This is a genomic window from Achromobacter sp. HZ34, from assembly GCF_002209485.1.
Lineage (GTDB): Bacteria > Pseudomonadota > Gammaproteobacteria > Burkholderiales > Burkholderiaceae_B > Bordetella_C.
Genome location: NZ_NJIX01000001.1, coordinates 159931 through 182837, shown reverse-complemented (window position 1 = coordinate 182837; position 22907 = coordinate 159931). Strand labels below are relative to the sequence as shown.

Below are 22907 nucleotides of genomic sequence, written 5' to 3'. Positions count from 1 at the left end.
AATTCCTTGCAGTCGGCGCGCATAAGCTGCGGCGCTGAGCTGTATTTCGAGACGGCATCGCGTATTTCAAGGCCATGCCGGACTAGGATTTCCGGCCCAGCGACTGAAGCACGGCGGCCACGGTAAGGAAAGATCCAAACACCACGATTCTATCACCCTCGCCCGCCCGGGCACGGGCCTGCGCATAGGCTTCGACCGCGTCGGTGCAGGCGGAAATGCCGACGGCCTCTTCTCCTTTGGCCGATTCGGACGCCGGCGCGGGTAGCGCCGCGCGTACCTGTTGCGCCAGCCCCTCGCCGGAACCGCCCCGCGGGCCCGGCAAGCCGGCGCAATACCAGTGGTCGAAACGGCCCGCCAGCTTGGCCACCACGCCGGCCACATCCTTGTCGCCCAACATGCCGAATACCGCGTAGGTATACGGATGGAAGCCCATATTGTCCAGGTTCTGCGCCAGCACCGCGGCGGCGTGCGGGTTGTGGCCCACGTCCAGGATTACCGTGGGCTGGCCGGGCAGGATCTGGAACCGGCCGGGCAGCGTCGCCTGCGACAGCCCCAGGCGCACGGCCTGTTGCGGCACCGGGATGCGTTCACGCAGGGCTTCCAGCGCCGCCAGCGCGGCGGAGGCGTTGAGCAACTGGTTGGCGCCGCGCAATGCCGGATAGGCCAAGGCGCCGCGGCGTTGCTCGCGCCCGCCGTAATTCCACTGCTGGCGATCGCCGGAGTAGTTGTAATCGCGGCCGAACAGCCACAGATCGGCACCGATGGCGGCGGCATGGTCCAGCAGGGTCTGCGGCGGCACGGGGTCGGCGCAGATGGCAGGCCGGCCCGCGCGGTAGATATGGGCCTTCTCAAAGCCGATCTTTTCCCGCGTATCGCCCAGCCAATCCGTATGGTCCAGGTCCACGCTGGTAACGATGGCGCAGTCGGCGTCCACCAGGTTGACCGCGTCCAGGCGGCCGCCCAGGCCCACTTCCAGCACCACCGCATCGAGCCGCGCGCCAGCGAACAGGCGCAGGATGGCCAGCGTGGAGAATTCGAAATAGGTCAGCGACGTATCGCCCCTGGCGGCTTCGACCGCGACGAACTGCTCGACCAGGGCGGCGTCGCTGGCGATTTCACCGTTGACGCGGGCGCGCTCATTGAAATCGATCAGGTGCGGCGAGGTGTACAGGCCGACCCGGTAACCGGCCGCCAGCAGGATGGCTTCCAGCATGGCACAGGTCGAACCCTTGCCGTTGGTGCCGCCCACCACGATCTTCACGCAATCCAGGGACAGCCCAAGCCGTTCGGCGACGGCGCGCACGCGGTCCAGGCCCAGCTCTATGGTCTTGGGATGCAGGGCTTCCAGGTAAGCCAGCCAGGCGGCCAGCGAACTGGAGGCATCCAGTCGCGAATTCGTCGGGGAATTCGATGACGAGTTGGGTGGAACGTTGGATGAAAGGTCGGATGACATCAAGGCGCAACACAAAGGCGGGACGAAATCGGGCCCGCGAATTTTAGCAGCCCTGAGGCGGGAAAACCCGAGCACGGCCATCCCCCTAAAGTTCCTGTTCAGGATGCCGTTATGCAGTACGGAAAACCAGATCAACGCGTCGACGCGACGCAGCGTAAGTGGAGTCTTTATGGCTGTCAGCCCTATCGGTACCGCGGCCCTGCCCGTGCAGCAAGCCCCCGTAGCACCCGCGCAGGTCCCCTCGCCCACCGCTGCCGTCGCCGCGGACATCCCCGTCCTGCCCATCGGCGCCGCGGCCAAGGATGGCAGCACGGACACGTCCACGTCCGGCCAGGGCGCCAGCAAGCTGCCCATCGATCAGGCCCTGGACAAGATGAACGAGCAGATGGAAGCCTGGTCCACCCAGATGTCCTTCTCCATCGATGAGGACACCAAGCGCGTGGTCGTCTCGATCAAGGACACCAAAACCGGGGACACCATCAAGAAGATACCCAGTGAAACCGTCCTGCAGATCGCCAAGATGATCACTGAATTCCAGGGCTCCGCCATCAGGACCTCGGCCTGACACCGGACGCCTTCGTGCAGGCGTTGCCGCCCCGGGCCGATGCCGGGCGCGCGCAGGCGGTACGAAAGCGCCAAACTAGACCGAGTTATGCCCATTTCCCGAGGCATAGGCAGTTCCGGGAATTTGCCAGAATACGCATCTAAAGAAGGAAACTTCCATGGCTACAACCAGTTCAACTTCCAGCGCCGCCCTCCCCGCCGTCTCGTCGCTGGGATCAGGGTCGAACCTTCCCCTGCAGGACATCCTCGACAAGCTGCAGGCGAACGAGGAAGTAGCGCTTACCAATATCCAGACCCAACAGAGCGAGATCCAGAGCAAGATCACCGCCTATGGGACGATCCAGAGTGCCATCTCGACGCTGCAGACCGCCGCCAAGGCGCTGACCAGCGCGGATACGTATAACGCGGCCAAGGCCGTCGTGACGGGCGACGGCTTCACCGCCACCGCCCAGTCCAGCGCCATCACGGGCACCTACAGCATCCAGGTCGACGCGCTGGCCACCGCGGAAACGCTGAAGACCGGCGCTTTCAGCAGCCGCACGGATGCCAATGGCACGGGCGGCTCGCTGACGGTCACGCTGGCCGACGGCACCACGGCTTCGGTCGACCTGAGCAGCGACACGTCGCTCAACGGCGTCGCCAGCGCCATCAACGGCAACAGCAAGCTGGGCATCAAGGCCTCCATCATCAACGATGGCAGCGGCAACAGCTACCTGATGATCACGTCCAGCGCGACGGGCACCAAGGCCGCCGTGACGGGCCTGAACGTGACCGGCAACGCCACCCTGGCGACCGCGCTGAACTACGGCAGCGGCGTCACCAGCTCCAACGTCAGCCGCGTGGGCGACCCGGCGACCGACGCGCAGATCACCATCAACGGCAGCATCGTGGTGACCAGCGCCTCGAACACCGTGGATTCCGCCATCGACGGCATCACGCTGACGCTGAACGAAGTCACCGACACGGCCGGCTCGCTGCGCATCACCACCGACACGACGGCCCAGGCCACCGCAATCCAGTCCTTCGTCACGGCCTACAACACCGTGGCCTCGCTGATCTCCACCGCCACCGCCTACGACACGACGTCCGAGAGCGGGTCGGTGCTGACCGGCGACAGCACGGTACGCACCATCCAGCAGTCGCTGGCGGCCGCCCTGCGCGTGACAAACAGCGGCGGCGACATCGCCTCCCTGGCCGATCTGGGCATCACCACGGACGCCGATGCCAAGAACGGCACGCTGAAGCTCGACGTCAACGTCATGACGGAGGCGCTGGTCAACCACCCCGACGACGTCAAGACGTTGCTGTTCGGCACCAGCGGCCTGGGCGCGACGTTCACCACGTCCACCACCTCGATACTGCAGACCGGCGGCCTGATCGACAACCGTACGGACGGCCTGCAATCGACGTACGACTCCCTGCAGGACACCTACGACAGCAGGAAGGACCGCATCGATGCCGACATCGCCACCATGCGCGCCCAGTTCGTTGCCCTGGACGCGTTCGTCGCACAGATGAACAGCACCAGCAGCTACCTGACCCAGCAGTTCGAAGCGCTGACCAAATCGACTTCATAAGCCATCATGTCTTACGCATCCCGCCGCCCCGACGCTACCTATTCGGTCCGTTCCTACAAGGACGTGGGCCTGGAGACCCAGGTCCTCAGCGCCTCGCCGGAACGGCTTATCTCCCTGCTCTATAGTGGCGCGCGGGTTGCTATCGGCCAGGCCAAGCAACACCTGGAACAAGGCAATGTGACGGGCCGCGCCAGCTCCATCAGCCACGCCATGCGCCTGGTCGACGAAGGACTGAAGCAGGCCCTGGCCAATCCCCAGGAAGACAAGCTGGCCGCCAATCTCGATTCCCTCTACGACTACATCCTGCGTCAACTCGTCACCGCCAACATCAAGGGTGACGTGGCCGGGCTGGACGAGGCCGACCGCCTGCTGGCCGATCTGCAAGATGCCTGGCAGACGGCGGTCGATCAACCCGCCGCCGCCGTATAAGTTGTTTTATCCACACTAGTAAGAATTACGCCGCCGACCGGCACAAGGTCTTTTATGACTGCCCATTCCCCGCAGATACTGGAGCTTTATCGGGAGATCGTTGCCGTAACTGCTTCGATGCTCAACGCGGCGCGAACAGAAGACTGGAACAGTGTCCTGACCCATGGACAGTCCTACTGCGAGGTCGTGGAACGGCTTCGCCACATCGGCATCAGCGAACCGCTGGACGATGACGAGCGCCGCCTGAAGCACGACATGCTGGTCCAGATCCTGGAAAACGATGCGCATACGCGTGACCTGGCCATGCCCGAACTGGCGCGCATGAGCGACCTGCTGGGCCGCATGAAGCGCCAGCAAGGTGCCCTGCGCGCCTATGGCGGCCTTAAGGCGCGCGCCATATGAGCATCGGTCCCACCGCGCTCAGTTCGGTACTGGTGCAGCGGCTGGATGCGGTTCTTGGAACCCAGCTGGCACAGCAGGGCAAGGACAATACGCGCCTGGACGCCGTCACCCCGCCGGGCAGCGCCGTCGATATCGGCGCGGACGGGGACGTTACTCAGCAAGGCCCGCAGAACAAGGCCATTCAGGAAATCGTCGCCAAGGCGGAACTGAATGCCGCCACGCGCGCGCGCTATCTCAGCGCCGACATTACCGGTTCGGCCCCCACCATCCTGGGGCAGACCGCTCGCACCATCCTGACATTGCTGGCGCAGTACCCGGACACCGCGCCGGCGCTGGCCGGCAAGAATGCGCTCTGGGCCGAAGGCGAGGACGCCCCTGAAGGCGCGCTGGACACCCCCGACGGCCAGGCCGAAGGTGGCGGGGCGACGCGCGGCCAGGCTCCTGCCTCGGCGCCGGCGGCTGGAACAGCGGCCGCGAATGCAAACGCAACCGCGAATGCAAATGGCCGCGGCGTCGCCGGCAATCCGGCCGGCCAGGCCGGTGCCGCCGATGCGCAGGACGAAGCCGCGGCCACGCGTGCCAACACGGCCGCCCTGGCAGGCGAAGCCGCCGAGGGCGCCGACGGCGCACAAGCCGGTGCACAGGCCGCTGCCGCCAGCCGCGCCCGCCTGGCCGATGCCGCGCTGGCGACACTGGCCAGCCGCGCGCCCGCCATGCCCGGCGCCGGCCCGCAGCCGGCCCAGCTGGCGCAGGCGCTCAAGCAGACCCTGCAGCAGAGCGGCCTGTTCTACGAATCGCATCTGGCCGACATGGCCTTCGGCCAACGCGACGCCGCTGAATTGGCGCGCGAGCCGCAAGCCCGCCTGAATCCGGACGTCATGCCGCGCATCAATCCGGCCGGTGAAAACCGTTCGCTGCTGGCGGACAATCTGCGCTTCGGCCTGCCCACCACGTCATCGCCGATGACCTTCCAGGCCGATGGCCAGCCCACCCACGGCACCGCCGTCACGTGGTCCGGCTCGCAGCCCGGCCAGGCGCCGACGACGCCGCCCGGCATCCATCCGGACGCCGCGCTGCTGGTGCGCCAGCAGCTGGAAGTCTTCGCCAACCAGACCCTGGCCTGGGAAGGCACGGCCTGGCAAGGCGCGCCCATGTGGTGGGAAATCCGCCGTGAGCAGGACGACACGATACCGGGCAGCAATCCAGTGGAAGCCGGCCAAAGCTGGGCTACGCGCCTGGTGCTGAACCTGCCCCGCCTGGGCACGGTGGAAGTGCGCATGAACCTGGCCGGCAACCAGCTGGTCATGAACATCGTCGCGCCGCAAAGCGACACCGAAATATCCCAGGCCGGCATCGCGCTGCGCCAACGCATGCATGCCGCCGGGCTGACCCTGTCCGACCTGACGGTGGCCGCGCATGCACCGGCCCTGGAGGAATTGTTTTGAACGCCGCCACCAAGCAGCAGGATGCCGGCGCCGAACGCCAGGTTGCCGTTGCGCTGTCCTATGACGACACGCAAGCCGCGCCGCGCGTGGTGGCCAAGGGCTACGGTACCCTGGCTGACACCATCATCCGCACGGCGCAAGAGAACGGCCTGTACGTCCACCAATCACCCGAGCTCGTGGGCCTGCTGATGCAGGTTAATCTGGACGCGCAAATCCCCCCGCAACTGTACGTCGCGGTGGCGGAATTGCTGGCCTGGCTGTATCGAGTCGAGTCCGGTGGCGCCGAAGCGGCCAAGCATGCCCTGCTCGCTGGCATGGCCCAACGCTCGGCCCCCCCCGAAAACGCGCATCCCCCCGTCGGCGAGAACCCACAAGCATCATGAGCCCCAAAGAGTCCGATCCCGATTTTCTGCTGACGCGCCCGGAAGAAATCCGCTCCGCCCTGTTCGAGCTGACCCACCCGGAATGCCAGATCCTCGTGCGCGATGCCGCCGATCGCGAAATGGCGGTCGTCGTGCTGGGTGCCGACAAGCAGACCCGCCATTTCTTCTGGCGGCCGCGCGATTACGCCGGCGCCGACTTCGACAAAAGCGACGCCAACGGCCTGCGTTCAAGCAGCGTGCTGCAGTTCCATGCGAATGGCTACGGCGGCGTGCAGATCCATTTCCGCGTGCCGCGCCCCGAAGTGGTGAACTTCGGCGACGGCAGCGCCGCGCTGGTATCGCCCTATCCGGAACGCCTGTCGCGCATCCAGCGCCGCAAGATGTTCCGCGCGTCGATCTCCGGCAACAGCGTGCGCTGTGGCGGCCATTGGCGCTCGACACCCGGCGCCAAGCCCACCATGTTCACGCTGCGAGATATTTCCGTGGATGGTGTCGGACTGCGCATCAATCGCGCGGTCGCCGATCTGCCCGCTCCGGGGTCGAAGATGGAAGACGTCTACCTGGACTTCGGCGACTTTGGCAACATCACCACCGACCTGGAAATCCGCACGCTGATTCCCCTGGCGGGCCAGCCGCTCAAGCCGGCGCAGGACGAAGAGGCGGCACAGGCGGATGATGCGGCGGCGGCAGCGCCGGCAGTGGCGCCGAAACCCGCGCCGGTAACGCCCGCGCGCGCCAAGGGCGAGGATCCCCTCACCCACATCGGCGCGGCCTTTCTGATCCTGGATGGCCGTCAGGAGACCTGGCTGCAACAGGTGGTCTGGCGGCTGGAAAAGGCACGGGCGGTGCCTAACTGACGGCGTCAGCGCGAACGGTCAACCCGCAAACGACAAGGGCGGCCCACATGTGGCCGCCCTTGTCGTTTCATATCGAACCGGCCTGACGGAAGAACGCCGAAGATCGGGGACACCGCGCCAGCCGGTGCCGCCCCCCCCCGGGAGGCCTTATTCTGCCGCGCCGGGATTCTCTGCCCACGACAGCACGCGATCCGCGGCGCCTTCCTGCAACAACGGGGGGAAGTAGGTCGAGGCGATTTCCTCCGGTGGCATGGGCTTGCCCAATAGCCAGCCTTGCACGCGATGGCACTGCAATGCATTGAGGATCGCGAACTGCCCTTCGGTCTCCACCCCTTCGGCGACGATCTCGCGATTGAGGCGGCGCGACAACTCGACGATGGTACCGACAATCGCCTGCGCGCTGGAATCGCTTTCGAGGTTGCGCACGAAGGAACGGTCGATCTTGATGGTATCGAACGGCAATTGGCGCAAATAGCCCAGGCTGGAATAACCCGTACCGAAATCGTCGATGGCGATGCGCACACCCGCGCGGCGCAATTCCGCCAGGCGGGAGATCTCTCCGCCTTCGGCCGCCACCAGCACGCCTTCGGTGATTTCCAGTTCCAGCCGTTCGGCGGCCAGGCCGGTGCGGTCCAGCGCCCCGCGCACTTCGCGCACGAGATGGATCTTTTCCAGCTGCACCGGCGACAGGTTGACCGACAGATACCAGGGCTCGGGCCAGGTCGCGGCTTCCGCGCAGGCGGTCTCCAGGACCCAGGCGCCCAAGGGCACGATCAGTTCGGTCTGTTCGGCAAGCGGAATGAACTGCATGGGCGCAACCAGTCCGCGCACGGGATGGTTCCAGCGCAACAGCGCTTCGAAACCCACGACGCTACGCGTCTCGGCGCTATAGATAGGCTGATAGTGCACATACAGCTGGCCGGCTTCCTGCATGGCTTCGCGCAGGTCGTCTTCCAGGGCTTCGGCGTCGGCCACCTGGGACAGGCCAAGCACGCTCTGGCCGCTGCGCGTAATGCGCACCGTCCGCAGGATGGCTTCCGAGCGTACCAGCTGGATGGCCAAAAACAGCAGTATGCCGGTGGGAACCAGCACAATGAGCGTAAGCAGTATCCAATGAAAACCAGCAATGGTCGCGGTCCCGGTATCCCATAGATACCAGGCAGGCAGCAGGCACAAGGCCACCACCACCGCAACGCCACCGCCGCCGCCCAGCACTCCCCGGGCACGCCGGGAAATGAACCAGGTCATCAGCATCGTGACGCCAATTATCTCGAATTGGATTACGGCTACGACCAGCAATGTAAGAGTGTCAAGCATCGCACACCGTAAACGGCGATAACGGAATTAGTCCGAAGCGTGCCGCAGCGCCTGGATTCTTGCACAAGATAGCAAGTATCACACCGATATCGACGAGATTTCCTTGTATGCCGCCACGAGGCGATTGCGCACTTGCACCGCGGTTTGGAAACCGATATTCGCTTTTTGCAGGTCGATCATTACGTCATTCAGTGAAATATTGGGCGCACCCAACTCATAGGCGCTGGCTTGCGCCTTCGCCGACATCTGTGCCGACGATACACGTTCCAGCGATGCCTTGAGTTCGGTAGCGAAACTTCCAGCGGCTGGATTCGAAGCCATGCCGACAGACGAAGTGGCGCTTCCGCCTTCAGCGGCATGCACTACCGCGCGCATCTGCGCGAGCATGGATTCGATGCCAGTCATTCCGGATACTGCCATGGCAAGTTTTCCTTATTGTCAGGGACGCTTATGAATGCTCGCAAGACTAACGCCTCATGCTGTCGCGCATAGCCGACAAATGACGGCAAATATCCCGATATTTCGCCAGCTTGACCCAATGGTCATAGCGCTTGGTACTCATAGAAAACAAATAGCACCAAAAATGCGGTTTTTTCGGCATTTGGGCTTGTCGCATACAAGGCAATAATCCACGCTCCCAGACCAGAAGCACGTTGCATGTGTAACTTGCCCACCTTCAGCATTCCCCGTCACTCGCGCCTCACGGCGAGCGGGGGCATCCGATGAATCAGCAGGCGACTCTATCCTCCTCCCTCATGGCCCGATTCCCCGTGCTGGAACGGCTGCGCGCGATTCCTAAACCCGCGCTGATCGGCGCCATCGCCGCGGTCGCCGCTCTGGTGGTCGCCGCGACCATGTGGAGCCGAGACCCGAACTACAAAGTGCTGTTCTCCAATCTGGACGACCGCGACGGGGGTGCCATTGTGGCGTCCCTGAACCAGATGAACGTGCCCTATCGCTTCAACGATGGCGGCACGGCCCTGCTGGTGCCCCAGGAAAAGGTCTACGACACGCGTCTGCAGCTGGCCGCACAAGGCCTGCCCCGCGGCGGTTCGGTCGGCTTCGAACTGCTGGATCAGAACAAGTTCGGCGCCAGCCAGTTCACTGAACAGATCAACTACCAGCGCGCCCTCGAAGGCGAACTGGCGCGCTCCATCGAGTCGGTGAACACGGTGCAACACGCCCGCGTGCACCTGGCCATCCCGCGCCAGACGCTGTTCGTGCGCGATCGCCAGGCCCCCACCGCGTCGGTTCTGCTGAATCTGTACCCGGGCCGCAGCCTGGGTGACGGCCAGGTCTCCTCGATCGCCTGGCTGGTGGCGTCGAGCGTGCCCGAGCTGACGGTCAACAATGTGTCGATTGTCGACCAGAACGGCCGCCTGCTGTCGCAGCCCGCGGGTGAAGGCCGCGGCATGGATGCCGACCAGTTGCGCTATGTGCGCGAAACGGAACAGCGCGCGGTCGAACGCATTCTCTCCATCCTCAATCCGCTGGTCGGCCCGGGCAACGTACACGCCCAGGCCAGCGCGGACATGGATTTCTCGCGTCGCGAAGAAACCCAGGAAACCTACCGTCCGAACCAGGATCCCGGCCAGGCCGCGGTGCGCAGCAAGCAGACCAGCGACGCCACCCAGAACGGTGGCAGCGCCGCGCAAGGCGTGCCGGGCGCGCTGACGAACCAGCCGCCGGCCGGTCCCACCGCGCCCATCGTCAACCCGCAGCAGCCCCAACAGCCGCAGCGCCCTGGGCAACCCGGGCAGCAGCAAGGCCAGGGTGCCAACGGTGCGAACGGCACCACCGGTGCCGGCACGACGACGCAGACGCAGGGTCCCAGCAGCGTACGCAACGATGCCACCACCAATTACGAGCTCGACCGCACCATCAGCCACATCAAGGCGCCGGTGGGCAACCTCAAGCGCATGTCGGTGGCGGTGGTCATCAACTATCTGCCTAATAAGGAAGGCGAGCCCAAGGCCATGGAAGCGGACGAGCTCAACAAGCTCACCACCCTGGTCAAGGAAGCCATGGGCTACTCCGAAGCGCGCGGCGACTCGCTGAACGTGGTCAACAGCCAGTTCAACGACGTCGAGCCGGCCGTGCCGCTGTGGAAGGATCCCGACAACATCGCCATGGCCAAGACGGCCCTGGGCTGGTTGCTGCTGGCGATCGCCGCGCTGTGGGTCTGGCGTTCGCTGCTGCGGCCGATGTACGACCGCTACATGCGTCCGCCCGAAATCGACCCCGAAGTGGCCGAACTGGAGCGCCAGGAAGCGCTGCGCGAGGCTCAGGATGTGGCCCGCGCCAAGGAAATGGACCGCTTCGAGGAAAACATGCGTCGTGCCCGCGAGATGGCAAACAAGGATCCGCGCGCCGTCGCCATGGTCCTGCGTACCTGGATGAGCAAAGATGGCAAATGAGACCCCCATTGACGGCATGACGCGCGCTGCCGTGCTGATGATGTCGCTGGGCGAAGACGCCGCGGCGGAGGTTTTCAAGTTCCTGACGGCCCGCGAAGTGCAGCAGGTCGGCGGCGCCATGGCCAGCCTGAAGCAGGTCACCCGCGAGGACGTCGCCACGGTGCTGGAAGAATTCCGCCAGGAATCGGACCAGTTCATCGCCGTCACCCTGGGTTCGGACGACTACATCCGTTCCGTCCTGACCAAGGCGCTGGGCAGCGATCGCGCCGCGGGCCTGATCGAAGACATCCTGGAAGCCGGCGAAGGCGGCAGCGGCATCGATGCCCTGAACTGGCTCGACCCCCACACCGTGGCCGAACTCATCGGCGACGAACACCCGCAGATCATCGCCACCATCCTGGTCCACCTGGAACGCGACCGCGCTTCCTCGGTGCTGGCACGCCTGGGCGAACGCCTGCGCAACGACGTCATGCTGCGTATCGCCACCTTCGGCGGCGTACAGCCGACCGCGCTGGCCGAGCTGACCGAGACGCTGAACGCGGTGCTGGCCGGCCAGGGCGCCAAGCGCAGCAAGATGGGCGGGGTACGGACCGCGGCCGAGATTCTGAACATGATGAATTCGGCCGACGAGGAAAGCGTCGTGGCCAGCCTGCGCGAGCGCGATGCCGACCTCGCGCAGAAGATCGTCGACGAAATGTTCGTCTTCGACAACCTGCTGGAAGTGGAAGACCGCGGCATCCAGCTCATCCTCAAGGAAGTCGACAACGACACCCTCATGGTCGCCCTCAAGGGCGCCGTCGAGGAACTGCGCGACAAGTTCCTGCGCAACATGTCCAGCCGCGCCGCCGAAATGCTGCGCGAGGACCTGGAAGCACAGGGTCCGATCCGCATGTCCAAGGTCGAGGGCGAGCAGAAGAAGATCCTGCAGATCGCCCGCCGCCTGGCGGAAAGCGGCCAGATCGTCCTGGGCGGCCAGGGGGACGACGAGTATGTCTGATTACGAGGCCCGCAAGGCGCCCTACGCCGATACAGAATCATGGCGGCGCTGGCGTATGGCTTCGTTCGAGGAACAGGATGCCCGCGATGCGGAGCCGGTAATCGTCGACCGCGGCCCCGATCCCGCCGTGGTGCGCGAACAGGCGCGCCAGCAGGGTCACCAGCAAGGCCTGGCCGAAGGCCGCGCGGAAGGCTACGACCTGGGCGTGGCCGAAGGCCGCGCGCGGGGCTATGACGAAGGCCTGGGCGAAGGCCGCGACGCCGGCTACAAGGAAGGCCTGGAACAGGCGCGCAAACAGGGTGCCGCCGAGGCCGCCCGCCTGCGCAAGCTGGCCGAAGCCACCGCGGCGTCGCTGACGGTGCTGGAAGAGAAGACCGGCCAATCCCTGTTGACGCTGGCGCTGGACATCGCGCGCCAAGTCCTGCGCACTACCCTGGCGACCGACCCCGAAATGCTGCTGCCCGCCGTGCGCGAAGTGCTGCACATGAACCCGGGCGCGTCCGCCCCCCTGCGCCTGTGGCTGCATCCCGACGATCTGGAACTGGTGCGCCTGCATCTGGCCGAAGACCTCAAACTGGGCCACTGGCGCGCCTTCGCTGACGAATCGATCACGCGCGGCGGCTGCCGCGCCGAGACCTCATTGGGCGACATCGACGCCACCCTGCAGACGCGCTGGCGCCGTGTCGCCGCCTCGCTGGGCCGCGACATGCCGCTGGAGGACGAATGATGGCGACCGGCCAACCCGCTGCCGCGACAGGGAAGCGTGCGGAAGCCGCCCCTGGCGTGGCTGCTGAAACGGCTATCGACGCCACTACGGAAGCGGCTGCCGAGGCCGGGGCCATCCACGGCAAGCCAGTGATACCGCCGGTGGCCGATCGCTGGGCCATCCAGTTGCAGATCGGCTCGGTGCGTGCCAACGCCACGGACCCGTGGCTGGCCGTCGGCCGTGTCACCCGCGCCACCGGCATGGTGCTGCAGGCCACCGGTTTGCGCCTGCCCGTGGGCGCGGCCTGCCGGATCGAGATCGCCCCCGGCCACGACCATTATGCCGAGGCGGAGGTCGTGGGCTTCGACGGCCATACGCTCTATTTGATGCCGCAGGCGGATATTTCCGGCCTGCCGCCTGGCGCTCGCGTGATGCCGGGCGATCCCCCGCTGCAACGGACCATTCCGCTGCCGCGCAAAGCCATCCTGAACGGCAACGCCAAGCCGGCCCTGGGCCGCCACCTGCCGGTGGGCAATGCCCTGCTGGGCCGCGTGCTGGACGGCGCCGGCCGCCCGCTGGACGACCTCGGCCCCTTGCACGGCGCCGAGGCCGCGCCGCTGGCCGCCCTGCCTATCAACCCCCTGTCGCGCGCTCCCATCGATTCGGTGCTGGACGTCGGCGTGCGCGCCATCAACGGCCTGCTCACCGTCGGCCGGGGCCAGCGCATGGGCCTGTTCGCCGGTTCCGGCGTGGGTAAGAGCGTGCTGCTCGGCATGATGGCGCGCTATACCAAGGCCGACGTCATCGTGGTGGGGCTGATCGGCGAACGGGGCCGCGAAGTCAAGGAATTCATCGAGCACAACCTGGGTCCCGACGGCCTGGCGCGCTCGGTCGTGGTGGCGGCGCCCGCCGACGTGTCGCCCCTGCTGCGGCTGCAAGGCGCGGCCTACGCCACCCGCATCGCCGAACATTTCCGTGACCAGGGCCTGGATGTCCTGCTGATCATGGATTCGCTGACCCGCTACGCCATGGCCCAGCGCGAAATCGCCCTGGCCATCGGCGAGCCGCCGGCCACCAAGGGCTATCCGCCCTCGGTGTTCGCCAAGCTGCCGGCCCTGGTGGAGCGCGCGGGCATGGGCTCGCCCGGCCCCAGCGGCAAGGCGGGATCGATCACCGGTTTCTATACCGTGCTGGCCGAAGGCGACGACCAGCAGGATCCGATCGCCGATTCGGCCCGCGCCATCCTGGACGGCCACGTGGTGCTGTCGCGCCATCTGGCCGAGGCCGGCCACTACCCCGCGATCGACATCGAAGCGTCGATTTCGCGTGCCATGAATTCGCTGATCACCACTGAACAGTTCGCCATGGTGCGCCGCTTCAAGCAGGTGCTGTCGCGCTACCAGCGCAACCGCGACCTGATCGCCGTGGGCGCCTATGCGCCCGGGCATGACCTGGCGCTGGACGACGCCATCGCGCGATATCCGCGCCTGGAAGCCTTCCTGCAGCAAAACGTCGGCGACAGCGTCAACTACGACATCGCCATCAAGCAATTGCAGGCCACTTTCGGCCCGGGAGCCTGACATGCCCAGTAAATTGCCGCTCGATACCCTGATAGGCCTGGCCAAGGACAATACCGACGAGGCCGCGCGCCAGTTGGGCCGCCTGCACGCCGCCCGCAACGACGCCGAGCGCCAGCTGGGCATGCTGCAGGATTACCGCCAGGACTACCTGCAGCGCCTGCAGCACGCCATGGTAACTGGCATGTCGGCGGCGGATTGCCACAATTATCAGCGCTTTATCGGCACTTTGGATGACGCCATCGGGCAGCAAAATGCCGTGTTGATGCAAGCCGAAAATCATCTGGTGCAGGGCAAGCTGCGGTGGCAGGAAGAAAAGCGCAAGCTGAACTCCTTCGACGCGCTGGCCCAGCGTGCCGCCGGCGTCGAAGCGCGCGCCGAGGCCCGCCGCGAACAGCGCGCCTCCGATGAATACTCGGCTCGCCTGGTGCGCGGCCACGCCGGCATGCACTAGTCAGTCCGTACGCCAGTCGCTTCGCCCCAGCAAGCCCGCATTCGTATTCAGTAGCACCGTATTCCAGGAAGCCGTTATGACCGCAGCCGCGACGACTTTGCTTAACATCATCGCCCCGCCCACGCCCGCCGCCAGCAGCAGCGCCAGCCGCGCTTCGTCCGGCAGCAAGGACTCGAACTCGGCGTTCGGCGACGTCATGTCGCGCCAGCGCGCCAACGCGCAGCAGGACGAGCAGGCCGCCCAGCGCGCCGCCGCCGCCAAGAACGCCCAGGCCGACAGCCGCAACGCCAACGCGGGCGGCGCTGCCGCCCAGGGCAATGCGAACAAGCCGGGCACGGCCGACGCAAAACCGTCCAAGTCCCCAGCCGGCGCCGCCGATGACACCGACGGCAAGGACGGCGACAAGACCGCCGCCGACGACACGGCGGCCGCCCCCACGCTGAGCCAGCAGGCGCTGGAGATGGCCGCGCTGGTGGCCCAGATCACCGCCGCGCCGCCGCCCGTACCCGTGGTTCCCCAGGCGGTGCCCGCTACCGCCGACGCCGCCGCCGATGCGCTGGCAGCCGCCCTGACCTCGGTCACGGCCAGCGCGGCCGGCACGCTCGACCCCACCGCGCCGGCCGCCGGCGACGCTCAGGCCACGCCTGCCCTGCCCGCTGCCTCGGCAACGGCAGCAGGCGCGATCGACACCGCCGCGGCAATCGACCCGGCCGTCACCGCGGTGGCGGCGACGGAAACGCCCGCCGTGCCGCTACCGGCGGCCGCCGCCAACACCGTGCCGCTGGCCGCGCAGGACGCGAATCTGCCGGCTGCAGCCGCCACACCCGTGACGCACCTGACCAAACAGGCAGTGCAGGCAGCCAGCGCCAAACAAGACGGCAACCTGGACAGCGACCCGTCGCAGCAAAACGGCACCGACAGCCTGGCCAAGCCGGCCCAGCACGTGGCCGCCGCCGACGCGACGCCCGTGCCGGCCGTGGCCACCAGCGCCCATGAAGCCCTGGCCAATGCCGTCGCGGCCAGCCAGGCGCCGGTCTCCGTGCACGCCGCTCCCGTCACGACCTCGCTGCAAGTGACCACGCCCGTGGGTCAGGCAGGCTGGGCCGCCGACGTGGGCAAGCAGGTGGTGCTGCTGTCGAACAACGCGCAGCAAAAGACCCAGACGGCGGAACTGCGCCTGGATCCGCCGGACCTCGGCCCGCTGCGCATCACCCTTACGCTGAACGACGGCGTGGCGCAGGCCTCCTTCGTTTCCTCGCACGCGGCCGTGCGCCAGGCCCTGGAAGCAGCGCTGCCGCAACTGCAACAGGCGCTGTCCCAGGCCGGCATTTCCCTGGGCCAGACCAATGTGGGCGACCAGGGTGCCCAAGCCGGCTTCGCGGCCAACGACCAGGGTGGCCGCCAAGGCGGCTCCGGTTCCCAGGGCGGCTCGGCGCAAGGCGACGGCGGCACGAGCGACAGCTTGGTTGCCACCGTGCAGTCGCGCCGCTCGGCCAATTCGCTGGTGGACACCTTCGCTTGAACGATATGGCGTGCGTCGCCAGAAGCGGCGCGCGCTTGGCAATAACGAGAGCTACCCGGATTTCGCCCTGTTTTTCGCCTGCCTCCCATGAGGCAATTTGGGGCAGAATGTTTCCGAACACTCATAAATTCCGTTTTTCTCGGTAATTCACCTCACCGATCCAAGATGGCGACTTCCAAAACCCCCACTATGCCGTCACGCAGCACCCTTCCCGGCCGTTCCGGTAGCGCCAGCCGGCTGCTGCGTCCGATAATCGGCCTGCTGGTCCTGCTGATCGTGGCCGGCGCCAGCGTCGCTACGACCTGGATGATCACCACGCGCTCGCAGCGGCAACAGCCAAATTCGGCCGTGCAGATCAACGTCGGCCAGGCCGGCGCCGGGCAGCCAGGCGCGACACCGACGACGTTCGTGCCGCCGCCCACTGCCCCCGCAGCCGTGCCCGCGCCGATCTTCATCCCCATCGAGCCTTTCACCGTCAGCGTGCAGAGCGCCAACACGGAGCGCATGCTGCACGTCGCACTGACGCTGCGCGTCAGCGACGAGCAGACCCGCCAGCGCATCGAGAAGTACATGCCCGAGGTGCGTAGCCGCATCCTGCTGCTGGCTTCCTCGCAGACGCCGGAAAGCGTGCAGACGCCGCAAGGCAAGGTCGACCTGGCCAACGCCATCGTCAAGGCCGTCAACAAGCCGTTCACGCCCATCCCCGATGGCCAGTACGTCACCGACGTCCTCTTCACGGCATTCGTGGTGCAATAAATGGCCTACGAGGCTTTTCTTTCGCAGGATGAAGTCGACGCCCTGCTTGCAGGCGTCACCGGCGAAGACGACGGCAAGTCGCAGGCGCGGGAAGAACAGGCAGGGGTACGTGCGTACGACCTGAGTTCGCCCGAACGCGTGGTGCGGCGCCGCATGCAGACGCTGGAGCTGATCAACGAACGCTTTGCGCGCCATATGCGCAACGTGCTGTTGAACTTCATGCGCCGCAACGCCGACATCACGGTCGGTTCGATCAAGATCATGAAGTACTCGGATTTTGAACGTAACCTGCCGGTGCCAAGCAACCTGAACATGGTGCAGATGAAGCCGCTGCGCGGCACCGCCCTGTTCACCTACGATCCCAACCTGGTATTCCTGGTCATCGACAGCCTGTTCGGCGGCGATGGACGCTACCACACCCGGGTCGAAGGGCGTGATTTCACCACCACCGAACAGCGCATCATCCGCCGTCTGCTGAACCTGACGCTGGAAAGCTACGGCAAGTCCTGGGATGCGGTCTATCCCATCGAATTCGAGTACGTGCGCTCTGAAATGCACACCAAGTTCGCCAGCATCACCGGCGACAACGAGGTGGTGGTGGTGACGCCCTTCCACATCGAATTCGGTGCGACGGGCGGCGACCTGAACATCTGCCTGCCCTACTCCATGATCGAGCCGGTGCGCGATCTGCTGACCCGGCCGCTGCAGGAAAACACCCTGGAAGCGGTCGACCAGCGCTGGGCCACCCAGTTGTCGCGCCAGGTGCGCAGCGCCGACGTCGAGCTGGTGGCGGAATTCGTCAAGCTCGACTCGTCGATCCGCAATCTCCTGAGCATGAAGGTGGGCGACGTCCTGCCGGTCGAAGTGCCGGAGATCATCACCGCGCTCATCAACGAAGTCCCGGTCATGGAATGCGGCTTCGGTGTATTCAACACGCAATACGCCCTGCGCATCCAGAAACTGCTAACTCCCAACGATTCCGATACTGAGGCCCCGAATGACTGATCCGACCGATCAAGCAGCCGGCACCAGCCCGGCCGCCTCCGGCGCCGACGACTGGGCCGACGCGCTCGCCGAGCAATCCAATGCCGCCACGCAGACCCAGGCCGCTGGCCTGGCTTCCGCTGACGACCCCTGGGCCGCCGCCATGGCCGAGCAAGGCGCCACGACGTCCGCCGCGCCCAGCCCGGCCCCGCAGTCCGCCGCCAAGGCTGTTTTCAAGCCCTTGGCCGGCAGCAATGAAAAAGCCACCACCGACATCGACCTGATCATGGACGTGCCGGTGCAGATGACGGTGGAACTGGGCCGCACGCGCCTGACCATCAAGAACCTGCTGCAACTGGGCCAGGGCTCGGTGGTCGAGCTCGACGGCCTGGCCGGCGAGCCGATGGATATCTTCGTCAACGGCTACCTGATCGCCCAAGGCGAAGTGGTGGTGGTGGATGACAAGTACGGCATCCGCCTGACCGATATCATCACCCCGTCCGAGCGCATCAATCGCTTGAACGGGCGCCGTTGATTTCGGGCAGTTGCTTGCGCCTTGCTGATTTTGCGTTACTGATTTTGCGTTACCGGCCCTTCTATGACCTCGCCTGACGTCCTCCGCCTGTTCCTCGGCCTCGTGCTGGTGGTGGGCGTCATTCTGTCCTTCGGCTGGCTTGCCCGCCGCGGCGGATTGGCCGGCCGCGCGCGCGGTCATATGCGGGTCGTCGAAAGCCTCGGCCTGGGTCCGCGCCATCGCATGGTGCTGGTCCAGATCGACGATACCTGGCTGGTCGTGGGCGTGAGCGCCGGCCAGATGAATGTGCTGCACACGCTGCCAGCGGGCGCGCCCTTGCCGGACCTGCCGGTGGCGCCGATGTCGGCCTTCGCCGGCAAGCTGGGCGAAGCCTGGCGCCGCCGCCAGGGCTGAACGAGCTGAACGTGTACCGGCCCCTCCCCGTTTCGAACATTTAGAGCCAAAGGCGGCGAGTCCGCCACGCTTGAATCCGCCATGAGCATTTTCCGCAGTTGGGCCCTGTTGTTGCGACGCGTGCGTTCCACGCGCCGTGGTGGCGCCTTGCTGGGCCTGCTGGCCTTGCTCGCGCTGGTGCCTGGCGTGGTGCTGGCCCAGGCCACGCTGCCGGCCCTGACCACCACGCCCGGCCCCAACGGCACCGAAACGTACTCGCTGAGCGTGCAGACGCTCATCATGCTGACGTCGCTGAGCTTCCTGCCAGCGGCGGTGCTGATGATGACCGGGTTCACGCGCATCATCATCGTGCTGAGCCTGATGCGCAATGCGCTGGGCACCCAGACCACGCCGCCCAATATGGTGCTGGTCGGCCTGGCCCTGTTCCTGACGGCTTACACCATGTCGCCGGTGTTCGACGAGATCTACCAGAAGGCCTACCAGCCGCTGACCGCCGGCTCGATCACTTTCGAAACCGCGCTGGAGCGGGGATCGGTGCCGCTGCGCACCTTCATGCTGCACCAGACGCGCGAGACCGACCTGGCCCTGTTCGCCAATATGACCAACCAGCCCGCCATGGACAGCCCGGCCAATGTGCCGCTGAAGATCCTGGTGCCGGCGTTCGTCACCAGCGAGCTCAAGACGGCCTTCCAGATCGGCTTCACGGTGTTCATCCCGTTCCTGATCATCGACATGGTGGTGGCCAGCGTGCTGATGGGCCTGGGCATGATGATGGTGCCGCCCGTCACGGTGTCCCTGCCGTTCAAGCTGATGCTGTTCGTGCTGGCCGACGGCTGGCATCTGCTGCTGGGATCCCTGTCCCGCAGCTTCTACCAATAACGCTATCGCCGGCCCCGCGCCGCGTACCCCATTGCCATGACCGACCAAACCGTAATGACGATGGCCTACCAGGCCATGAAGATGGTCCTTATCGTGGCCGGCCCGATGCTGCTGGTGACGCTGGCGGTCGGCCTGGTCATCAGCGTGTTCCAGGCGGCCACGCAGATCAACGAAATGACGCTGTCCTTCATCCCCAAGCTGCTGGCTGTCGCGGCCACCCTGGTGGTGCTGGGGCCCTGGCTGATGCAGACCATGGTCGATTACATCCGCTCGATCATGGAACAGATTCCGGGACTGGTGTCCTGAGGCACCGAGCGGCGCCGGCGCCATGATCAATTTCACCCTCGACCAGTGGTACGGCTGGATCAATGCCTTCCTCTGGCCCTTCGCGCGCCTGCTGGCCATGTTTTCCGTGGCGCCGGTGTTCGGCGAATCGACGGCGCCGTCGCTACCCAAGGTAGGCCTGGCGGCGGTGGTTGCCATCGTCGTGGCGCCCACCCTGCCCCCGTTCCCGGCGCTGGCGACCAGTTCCTACGAAGGGCTGCTGGTGCTGGCGCAGCAGGTGTTCATCGGCATGGCGCTGGGCTTCGTGATGCGCCTGTGTTTTTCCGCGGTGCAGACGGCGGGTGATTTCGTCGGCCTGCAGATGGGCCTGTCGCTGGCGACGCTGTACGACCCTTCCACGCATTCCAATACCGAGGTGCTGGCGCGGCTGTTCAACATCATGGCCATGCTGCTGTTCCTGGTGTTCAACGGCCATCTGTTGATGCTGGATGTGCTGCTGCGCAGTTTCACCGTGCTGCCGATCGGGCATCCTTCCTTGAATCCGGCTGCCTGGATGGGCATCGCCGAACTGGGGGGGAAGATCTTTTCTTCCGGTTTGCTGCTGGCGCTGCCGCTGATCGCGGCGCTGCTGACCTTGAACATCTCCCTGGGTATCCTGAACCGCGCGGCGCCGCAGCTGTCGGCCTTTTCCGTGGGCTTTCCCATCATGCTGATATCCGGCGTGCTGCTGCTCACGGTGGTGCTGCCGCACACGCCCTCGTATCTCAACGAGTTCTACCAGGAAATGCTGGCCCAGATGGCCCGCATCGCCGACACCCTGGCCGCGCCACGCGGCGGGGCGAATTGAGGCTGACCTGAAAGGTCAGCCGCCCCGGGTCAAGGATCAAAGGGTTTTCATAAAAACCCTTTCTCATTTCCCTGAAAAAACTTGCCCGGGAAACGTTGCATATGCCATCCAGCCCACCCAGCATGTCCTCTTTCGGCAAGAAAAAACCCCGTCCTGAGGACGGGGCGAGGACTGCTTGACACGTTGACGCGCTCGGCTGGCCGGCTGTCGTTGTGTCGAGTCTGGCGGCGTTGACGGACCTGGCCAGGTCCTTCGTTGCCGCCTGTTATTCAGGCTTATTCCTGCAACGCTGCACTGCGCAGGCCCGCTGTACCAAGGCCGATCATCCAGCCCCGGTCCAGCCGGCCTCGTTCCATTACGCTACCAGCGGCGTCGCGTAGCCCGCGCCGCCCAACTGATGCGCCGGCACTTCGATGACCTGGCCTTCGTTGATCTTGAAGACGGACACGGCTTCGGCCAGGCGTTGCGCCTGTTCCTGCAGCGAACCCGCCGCGGCAGCCGCTTCTTCCACCAACGCCGCGTTCTGCTGCGTCACTTCATCCATCTGCGACACGGCACGGTTGACCTGGTCGATACCGCTGGACTGCTCCTCGGACGCGGCCGAGATTTCACCCATGATGTCGGTAACACGCTTCACGGACGTGACGATCTCCTGCATCGTGGCGCCAGCGCGTTCGACCTGTTGCGAACCCGCACCAACCTTGCTCACCGAGTCCTCGATCAGGCCCTTGATTTCCTTGGCCGCCTGCGCGCTGCGCTGCGCCAGCGAGCGCACTTCGCCCGCCACCACCGCGAAGCCCTTGCCCTGCTCACCGGCACGGGCCGCTTCCACCGCCGCGTTCAACGCCAGGATGTTGGTCTGGAACGCAATACCGTCGATCACGCTGACGATTTCAGAGATCTTGCGCGAGCTGGCCGAAATGCCCTGCATCGTGTTGACCACTTCGTTAACCGCCGAACCACCCCGCGCCGCCACGTCCGACGCGCTGGCCGCCAGCTGGTTGGCCTGGCGCGCATTGTCGGCGTTCTGCTTCACGGTCGACGCCAGTTCTTCCATCGACGCCGCGGTTTCTTCCAGCGAGGCCGCCTGTTGTTCGGTCCGGCTGGACAGGTCGGTATTGCCCGCGGAAATCTCGCGCGAACCGACGTTGATTTCGTCCACGCCACGACGCACCTGCGACACCGTGCGGGTCAGGCTTTCCTGCATGCGCTTGAGCGCCGCATACAACTGGCCGATTTCATTGTGCGATCGGATGTCCACGCGCTGCGTCAGGTCACCGCCGGCAATCTTCTCGAAGTGCTGGCCAGCCTCGACCAGGGGACGCACCACGGCACGGCCGAACACGATGCGCGACACGATCATCAGCAGGATGGCCGCGCCCACCGCCACGCCAACCGCGATCAGTGCCAGGTCCAGATTCTTCTTGGCCTGGGCATTGGTCTCGTTCTGCTGGTCCTTGATGTACTTGGAGAACTCATCGATGGCGTCGATGAAGGACGCACTGCGCGGCACGCCGTACTCCGTATTCACCATATAGAAGGTGCTGTAGTCCTGGCTGCGCAGCGCCTCGACCATGGTGTCGATGCCATCGTCGATATACGAACGGTAGCGGCGCACCAGGTTCATCGACAACTGGCGGCCGGTATCGTCGTCCAGCATGTTCTTCTGGAAGTCGGCGAAGTTGTTGCGCACACCGGCCAGCAAGTCGTTGGCCTGCTTCAGCGTGTCGGCGGCATCGCGCTTGGCGTTGCTGGCGGCCGACTGGCTGGCACCCTCGACCGCCGCATCCTGCAGGCTGCGGGCCGACTGCAGCAGGGCCACACGGGCCCGCAACATGTTGCCGTTGATCACCTGCACCTGCGTGGCACGGTCCGTCAATGCGCCCAGGTCCAGCACGGCGTGATAGTTCTGGTTCAGGAAGAACGCGGCCATGCCGCCCACCGCCGCGATCAGCAAGGCAAATACGGCAAGCACCACCATCAGCATGGAACCCACGCGCACGTCACGCACCGCGAACTTGCGCTTCACCTTGGGCGTGCGCACTTTCTTCTTGTTTGCTCTGGTCTTGCGGCCTGACTCGGTGATGGTGTCCATTTAACTTCTCCCAAACTTCCTCTGATACTGATT

At 65.6% G+C, this 22907-nt stretch carries 24 protein-coding genes; 20 read left to right on the top strand and 4 right to left on the bottom strand.

From position 1 onward, the window contains the following. Nucleotides 1-82: 82 nt before the first annotated feature. Nucleotides 83-1453 (bottom strand): bifunctional tetrahydrofolate synthase/dihydrofolate synthase, encoded by a 1371-nt coding sequence (gene folC / locus CEY05_RS00735; protein ID WP_088595488.1) that lies wholly within the window; start codon nt 1451-1453, stop codon nt 83-85. 169 nt (nt 1454-1622) lie between these two features. On the opposite strand from folC, the gene CEY05_RS00730 reads away from it, so the two are divergent. The 7 genes from CEY05_RS00730 to CEY05_RS00700 all read left to right on the top strand — a co-directional run bounded on the left by CEY05_RS00730 (nt 1623) and on the right by CEY05_RS00700 (nt 7110). Next, the gene (locus CEY05_RS00730) at nt 1623-2018 is read left to right on the top strand and encodes a flagellar protein FlaG (RefSeq protein WP_088595487.1); all 396 of its coding nucleotides are present in this window, start codon (nt 1623-1625) and stop codon (nt 2016-2018) included. Nucleotides 2019-2175: 157 nt separating this feature from the next. After that, nucleotides 2176-3594, top strand: a complete 1419-nt coding sequence (gene fliD / locus CEY05_RS00725) for a flagellar filament capping protein FliD (protein WP_088595486.1) — start codon at nt 2176-2178, stop codon at nt 3592-3594. Nucleotides 3595-3600: 6 nt separating this feature from the next. Beyond that, nucleotides 3601-4023 (top strand): flagellar export chaperone FliS, encoded by a 423-nt coding sequence (gene fliS, locus CEY05_RS00720; RefSeq protein ID WP_088595485.1) that lies wholly within the window; start codon nt 3601-3603, stop codon nt 4021-4023. 54 nt (nt 4024-4077) lie between these two features. Further along, nucleotides 4078-4425, top strand: a complete 348-nt coding sequence (locus CEY05_RS00715) for a flagellar protein FliT (protein ID WP_088595484.1) — start codon at nt 4078-4080, stop codon at nt 4423-4425. Then, nucleotides 4422-5870, top strand: coding sequence for a flagellar hook-length control protein FliK (locus tag CEY05_RS00710; RefSeq protein ID WP_088595483.1), 1449 nt, complete (start codon nt 4422-4424; stop codon nt 5868-5870). Before CEY05_RS00715 ends, CEY05_RS00710 begins: the two co-directional genes overlap by 4 nt. Then, nucleotides 5867-6253, top strand: a complete 387-nt coding sequence (locus tag CEY05_RS00705; protein WP_088595482.1) for an EscU/YscU/HrcU family type III secretion system export apparatus switch protein — start codon at nt 5867-5869, stop codon at nt 6251-6253. Before CEY05_RS00710 ends, CEY05_RS00705 begins: the two co-directional genes overlap by 4 nt. After that, nucleotides 6250-7110 (top strand): flagellar brake protein, encoded by an 861-nt coding sequence (locus CEY05_RS00700; RefSeq protein WP_088595481.1) that lies wholly within the window; start codon nt 6250-6252, stop codon nt 7108-7110. The genes CEY05_RS00705 and CEY05_RS00700 overlap by 4 nt, the downstream gene beginning before the upstream one ends. 147 nt (nt 7111-7257) lie before the next feature. Here the strand turns inward: CEY05_RS00700 and CEY05_RS00695 are convergent, their stop codons facing one another. Together CEY05_RS00695 and fliE are read right to left on the bottom strand one after the other, a co-directional pair. Beyond that, nucleotides 7258-8364 (bottom strand): bifunctional diguanylate cyclase/phosphodiesterase, encoded by a 1107-nt coding sequence (locus tag CEY05_RS00695; RefSeq protein WP_158219227.1) that lies wholly within the window; start codon nt 8362-8364, stop codon nt 7258-7260. Nucleotides 8365-8505: 141 nt separating this feature from the next. After that, nucleotides 8506-8847 carry a flagellar hook-basal body complex protein FliE gene (gene fliE / locus CEY05_RS00690; protein WP_088595479.1) on the bottom strand — a complete coding sequence of 114 codons (342 nt, stop codon included), beginning with the start codon at nt 8845-8847 and terminating at the stop codon, nt 8506-8508. A gap of 302 nt (nt 8848-9149) precedes the next feature. Here fliE and fliF point away from each other — a divergent pair, with 302 nt between their 5' ends. The 13 genes from fliF to fliR all read left to right on the top strand — a co-directional run bounded on the left by fliF (nt 9150) and on the right by fliR (nt 20779). After that, nucleotides 9150-10844 (top strand): flagellar basal-body MS-ring/collar protein FliF, encoded by a 1695-nt coding sequence (gene fliF, locus CEY05_RS00685; RefSeq protein ID WP_088595478.1) that lies wholly within the window; start codon nt 9150-9152, stop codon nt 10842-10844. Then, the gene (gene fliG, locus CEY05_RS00680) at nt 10834-11841 is read left to right on the top strand and encodes a flagellar motor switch protein FliG (protein ID WP_088595477.1); all 1008 of its coding nucleotides are present in this window, start codon (nt 10834-10836) and stop codon (nt 11839-11841) included. Before fliF ends, fliG begins: the two co-directional genes overlap by 11 nt. Beyond that, nucleotides 11834-12568 carry a flagellar assembly protein FliH gene (fliH, locus tag CEY05_RS00675; protein WP_088595476.1) on the top strand — a complete coding sequence of 245 codons (735 nt, stop codon included), beginning with the start codon at nt 11834-11836 and terminating at the stop codon, nt 12566-12568. The genes fliG and fliH overlap by 8 nt, the downstream gene beginning before the upstream one ends. Then, nucleotides 12565-14127: a flagellar protein export ATPase FliI gene (gene fliI / locus CEY05_RS00670; RefSeq protein ID WP_369825862.1), complete on the top strand. Its 1563-nt coding sequence runs from the start codon at nt 12565-12567 to the stop codon at nt 14125-14127. Before fliH ends, fliI begins: the two co-directional genes overlap by 4 nt. Nucleotide 14128: 1 nt before the next feature. Further along, nucleotides 14129-14578: a flagellar export protein FliJ gene (gene fliJ, locus CEY05_RS00665; protein ID WP_088595475.1), complete on the top strand. Its 450-nt coding sequence runs from the start codon at nt 14129-14131 to the stop codon at nt 14576-14578. Nucleotides 14579-14654: 76 nt separating this feature from the next. Further along, complete coding sequence (locus tag CEY05_RS00655) at nt 14655-16100, top strand: flagellar hook-length control protein FliK (protein WP_143220244.1); 1446 nt, start codon at nt 14655-14657, stop codon at nt 16098-16100. Between the two features lie 165 nt (nt 16101-16265). After that, nucleotides 16266-16856, top strand: coding sequence for a flagellar basal body-associated FliL family protein (locus CEY05_RS00650; protein ID WP_088595472.1), 591 nt, complete (start codon nt 16266-16268; stop codon nt 16854-16856). Next, nucleotides 16857-17861: a flagellar motor switch protein FliM gene (gene fliM / locus CEY05_RS00645; protein ID WP_088595471.1), complete on the top strand. Its 1005-nt coding sequence runs from the start codon at nt 16857-16859 to the stop codon at nt 17859-17861. It begins immediately after the preceding gene. Further along, nucleotides 17854-18375, top strand: a complete 522-nt coding sequence (gene fliN, locus CEY05_RS00640) for a flagellar motor switch protein FliN (RefSeq protein ID WP_088595470.1) — start codon at nt 17854-17856, stop codon at nt 18373-18375. The genes fliM and fliN overlap by 8 nt, the downstream gene beginning before the upstream one ends. Nucleotides 18376-18438: 63 nt before the next feature. Beyond that, entirely contained in the window at nt 18439-18768 is a 330-nt protein-coding gene (gene fliO / locus CEY05_RS00635) for a flagellar biosynthetic protein FliO (RefSeq protein ID WP_088595469.1), read from the top strand. 81 nt (nt 18769-18849) lie between these two features. Further along, a complete protein-coding gene (gene fliP, locus CEY05_RS00630) occupies nt 18850-19647 on the top strand; it encodes a flagellar type III secretion system pore protein FliP (RefSeq protein ID WP_088595468.1) in 798 nt (265 codons plus the stop codon). 36 nt (nt 19648-19683) lie between these two features. Further along, nucleotides 19684-19953 carry a flagellar biosynthesis protein FliQ gene (gene fliQ, locus CEY05_RS00625; protein ID WP_088595467.1) on the top strand — a complete coding sequence of 90 codons (270 nt, stop codon included), beginning with the start codon at nt 19684-19686 and terminating at the stop codon, nt 19951-19953. 22 nt (nt 19954-19975) lie between these two features. After that, nucleotides 19976-20779: a flagellar biosynthetic protein FliR gene (gene fliR / locus CEY05_RS00620; protein WP_088595466.1), complete on the top strand. Its 804-nt coding sequence runs from the start codon at nt 19976-19978 to the stop codon at nt 20777-20779. 355 nt (nt 20780-21134) lie between these two features. Here fliR and CEY05_RS00615 read toward each other — a convergent pair whose 3' ends face one another. After that, nucleotides 21135-22874 (bottom strand): methyl-accepting chemotaxis protein, encoded by a 1740-nt coding sequence (locus CEY05_RS00615; protein ID WP_088595465.1) that lies wholly within the window; start codon nt 22872-22874, stop codon nt 21135-21137. Nucleotides 22875-22907 lie beyond the last annotated feature (33 nt).

What these genes read in the sequence shown, in the direction of transcription:
- CEY05_RS00730 (WP_088595487.1), top strand. Translation starts at nt 1,623, where the DNA reads ATGGCTGTCAGCCCTATCGGTACCGCGGCCCTGCCCGTGCAGCAAGCC.
- fliE (WP_088595479.1), bottom strand. Translation starts at nt 8,847, where the DNA reads ATGGCAGTATCCGGAATGACTGGCATCGAATCCATGCTCGCGCAGATG.
- CEY05_RS00655 (WP_143220244.1), top strand. Translation starts at nt 14,655, where the DNA reads ATGACCGCAGCCGCGACGACTTTGCTTAACATCATCGCCCCGCCCACG.
- fliJ (WP_088595475.1), top strand. Translation starts at nt 14,129, where the DNA reads ATGCCCAGTAAATTGCCGCTCGATACCCTGATAGGCCTGGCCAAGGAC.
- fliG (WP_088595477.1), top strand. Translation starts at nt 10,834, where the DNA reads ATGGCAAATGAGACCCCCATTGACGGCATGACGCGCGCTGCCGTGCTG.
- fliO (WP_088595469.1), top strand. Translation starts at nt 18,439, where the DNA reads ATGACCTCGCCTGACGTCCTCCGCCTGTTCCTCGGCCTCGTGCTGGTG.
- fliH (WP_088595476.1), top strand. Translation starts at nt 11,834, where the DNA reads ATGTCTGATTACGAGGCCCGCAAGGCGCCCTACGCCGATACAGAATCA.
- CEY05_RS00615 (WP_088595465.1), bottom strand. Translation starts at nt 22,874, where the DNA reads ATGGACACCATCACCGAGTCAGGCCGCAAGACCAGAGCAAACAAGAAG.
- CEY05_RS00650 (WP_088595472.1), top strand. Translation starts at nt 16,266, where the DNA reads ATGGCGACTTCCAAAACCCCCACTATGCCGTCACGCAGCACCCTTCCC.
- CEY05_RS00715 (WP_088595484.1), top strand. Translation starts at nt 4,078, where the DNA reads ATGACTGCCCATTCCCCGCAGATACTGGAGCTTTATCGGGAGATCGTT.
- fliD (WP_088595486.1), top strand. Translation starts at nt 2,176, where the DNA reads ATGGCTACAACCAGTTCAACTTCCAGCGCCGCCCTCCCCGCCGTCTCG.
- fliI (WP_369825862.1), top strand. Translation starts at nt 12,565, where the DNA reads ATGATGGCGACCGGCCAACCCGCTGCCGCGACAGGGAAGCGTGCGGAA.
- fliS (WP_088595485.1), top strand. Translation starts at nt 3,601, where the DNA reads ATGTCTTACGCATCCCGCCGCCCCGACGCTACCTATTCGGTCCGTTCC.
- folC (WP_088595488.1), bottom strand. Translation starts at nt 1,453, where the DNA reads ATGTCATCCGACCTTTCATCCAACGTTCCACCCAACTCGTCATCGAAT.
- fliQ (WP_088595467.1), top strand. Translation starts at nt 19,684, where the DNA reads ATGACCGACCAAACCGTAATGACGATGGCCTACCAGGCCATGAAGATG.
- CEY05_RS00700 (WP_088595481.1), top strand. Translation starts at nt 6,250, where the DNA reads ATGAGCCCCAAAGAGTCCGATCCCGATTTTCTGCTGACGCGCCCGGAA.
- fliP (WP_088595468.1), top strand. Translation starts at nt 18,850, where the DNA reads ATGAGCATTTTCCGCAGTTGGGCCCTGTTGTTGCGACGCGTGCGTTCC.
- CEY05_RS00710 (WP_088595483.1), top strand. Translation starts at nt 4,422, where the DNA reads ATGAGCATCGGTCCCACCGCGCTCAGTTCGGTACTGGTGCAGCGGCTG.
- fliN (WP_088595470.1), top strand. Translation starts at nt 17,854, where the DNA reads ATGACTGATCCGACCGATCAAGCAGCCGGCACCAGCCCGGCCGCCTCC.
- fliM (WP_088595471.1), top strand. Translation starts at nt 16,857, where the DNA reads ATGGCCTACGAGGCTTTTCTTTCGCAGGATGAAGTCGACGCCCTGCTT.
- fliR (WP_088595466.1), top strand. Translation starts at nt 19,976, where the DNA reads ATGATCAATTTCACCCTCGACCAGTGGTACGGCTGGATCAATGCCTTC.
- fliF (WP_088595478.1), top strand. Translation starts at nt 9,150, where the DNA reads ATGAATCAGCAGGCGACTCTATCCTCCTCCCTCATGGCCCGATTCCCC.
- CEY05_RS00695 (WP_158219227.1), bottom strand. Translation starts at nt 8,364, where the DNA reads ATGCTGATGACCTGGTTCATTTCCCGGCGTGCCCGGGGAGTGCTGGGC.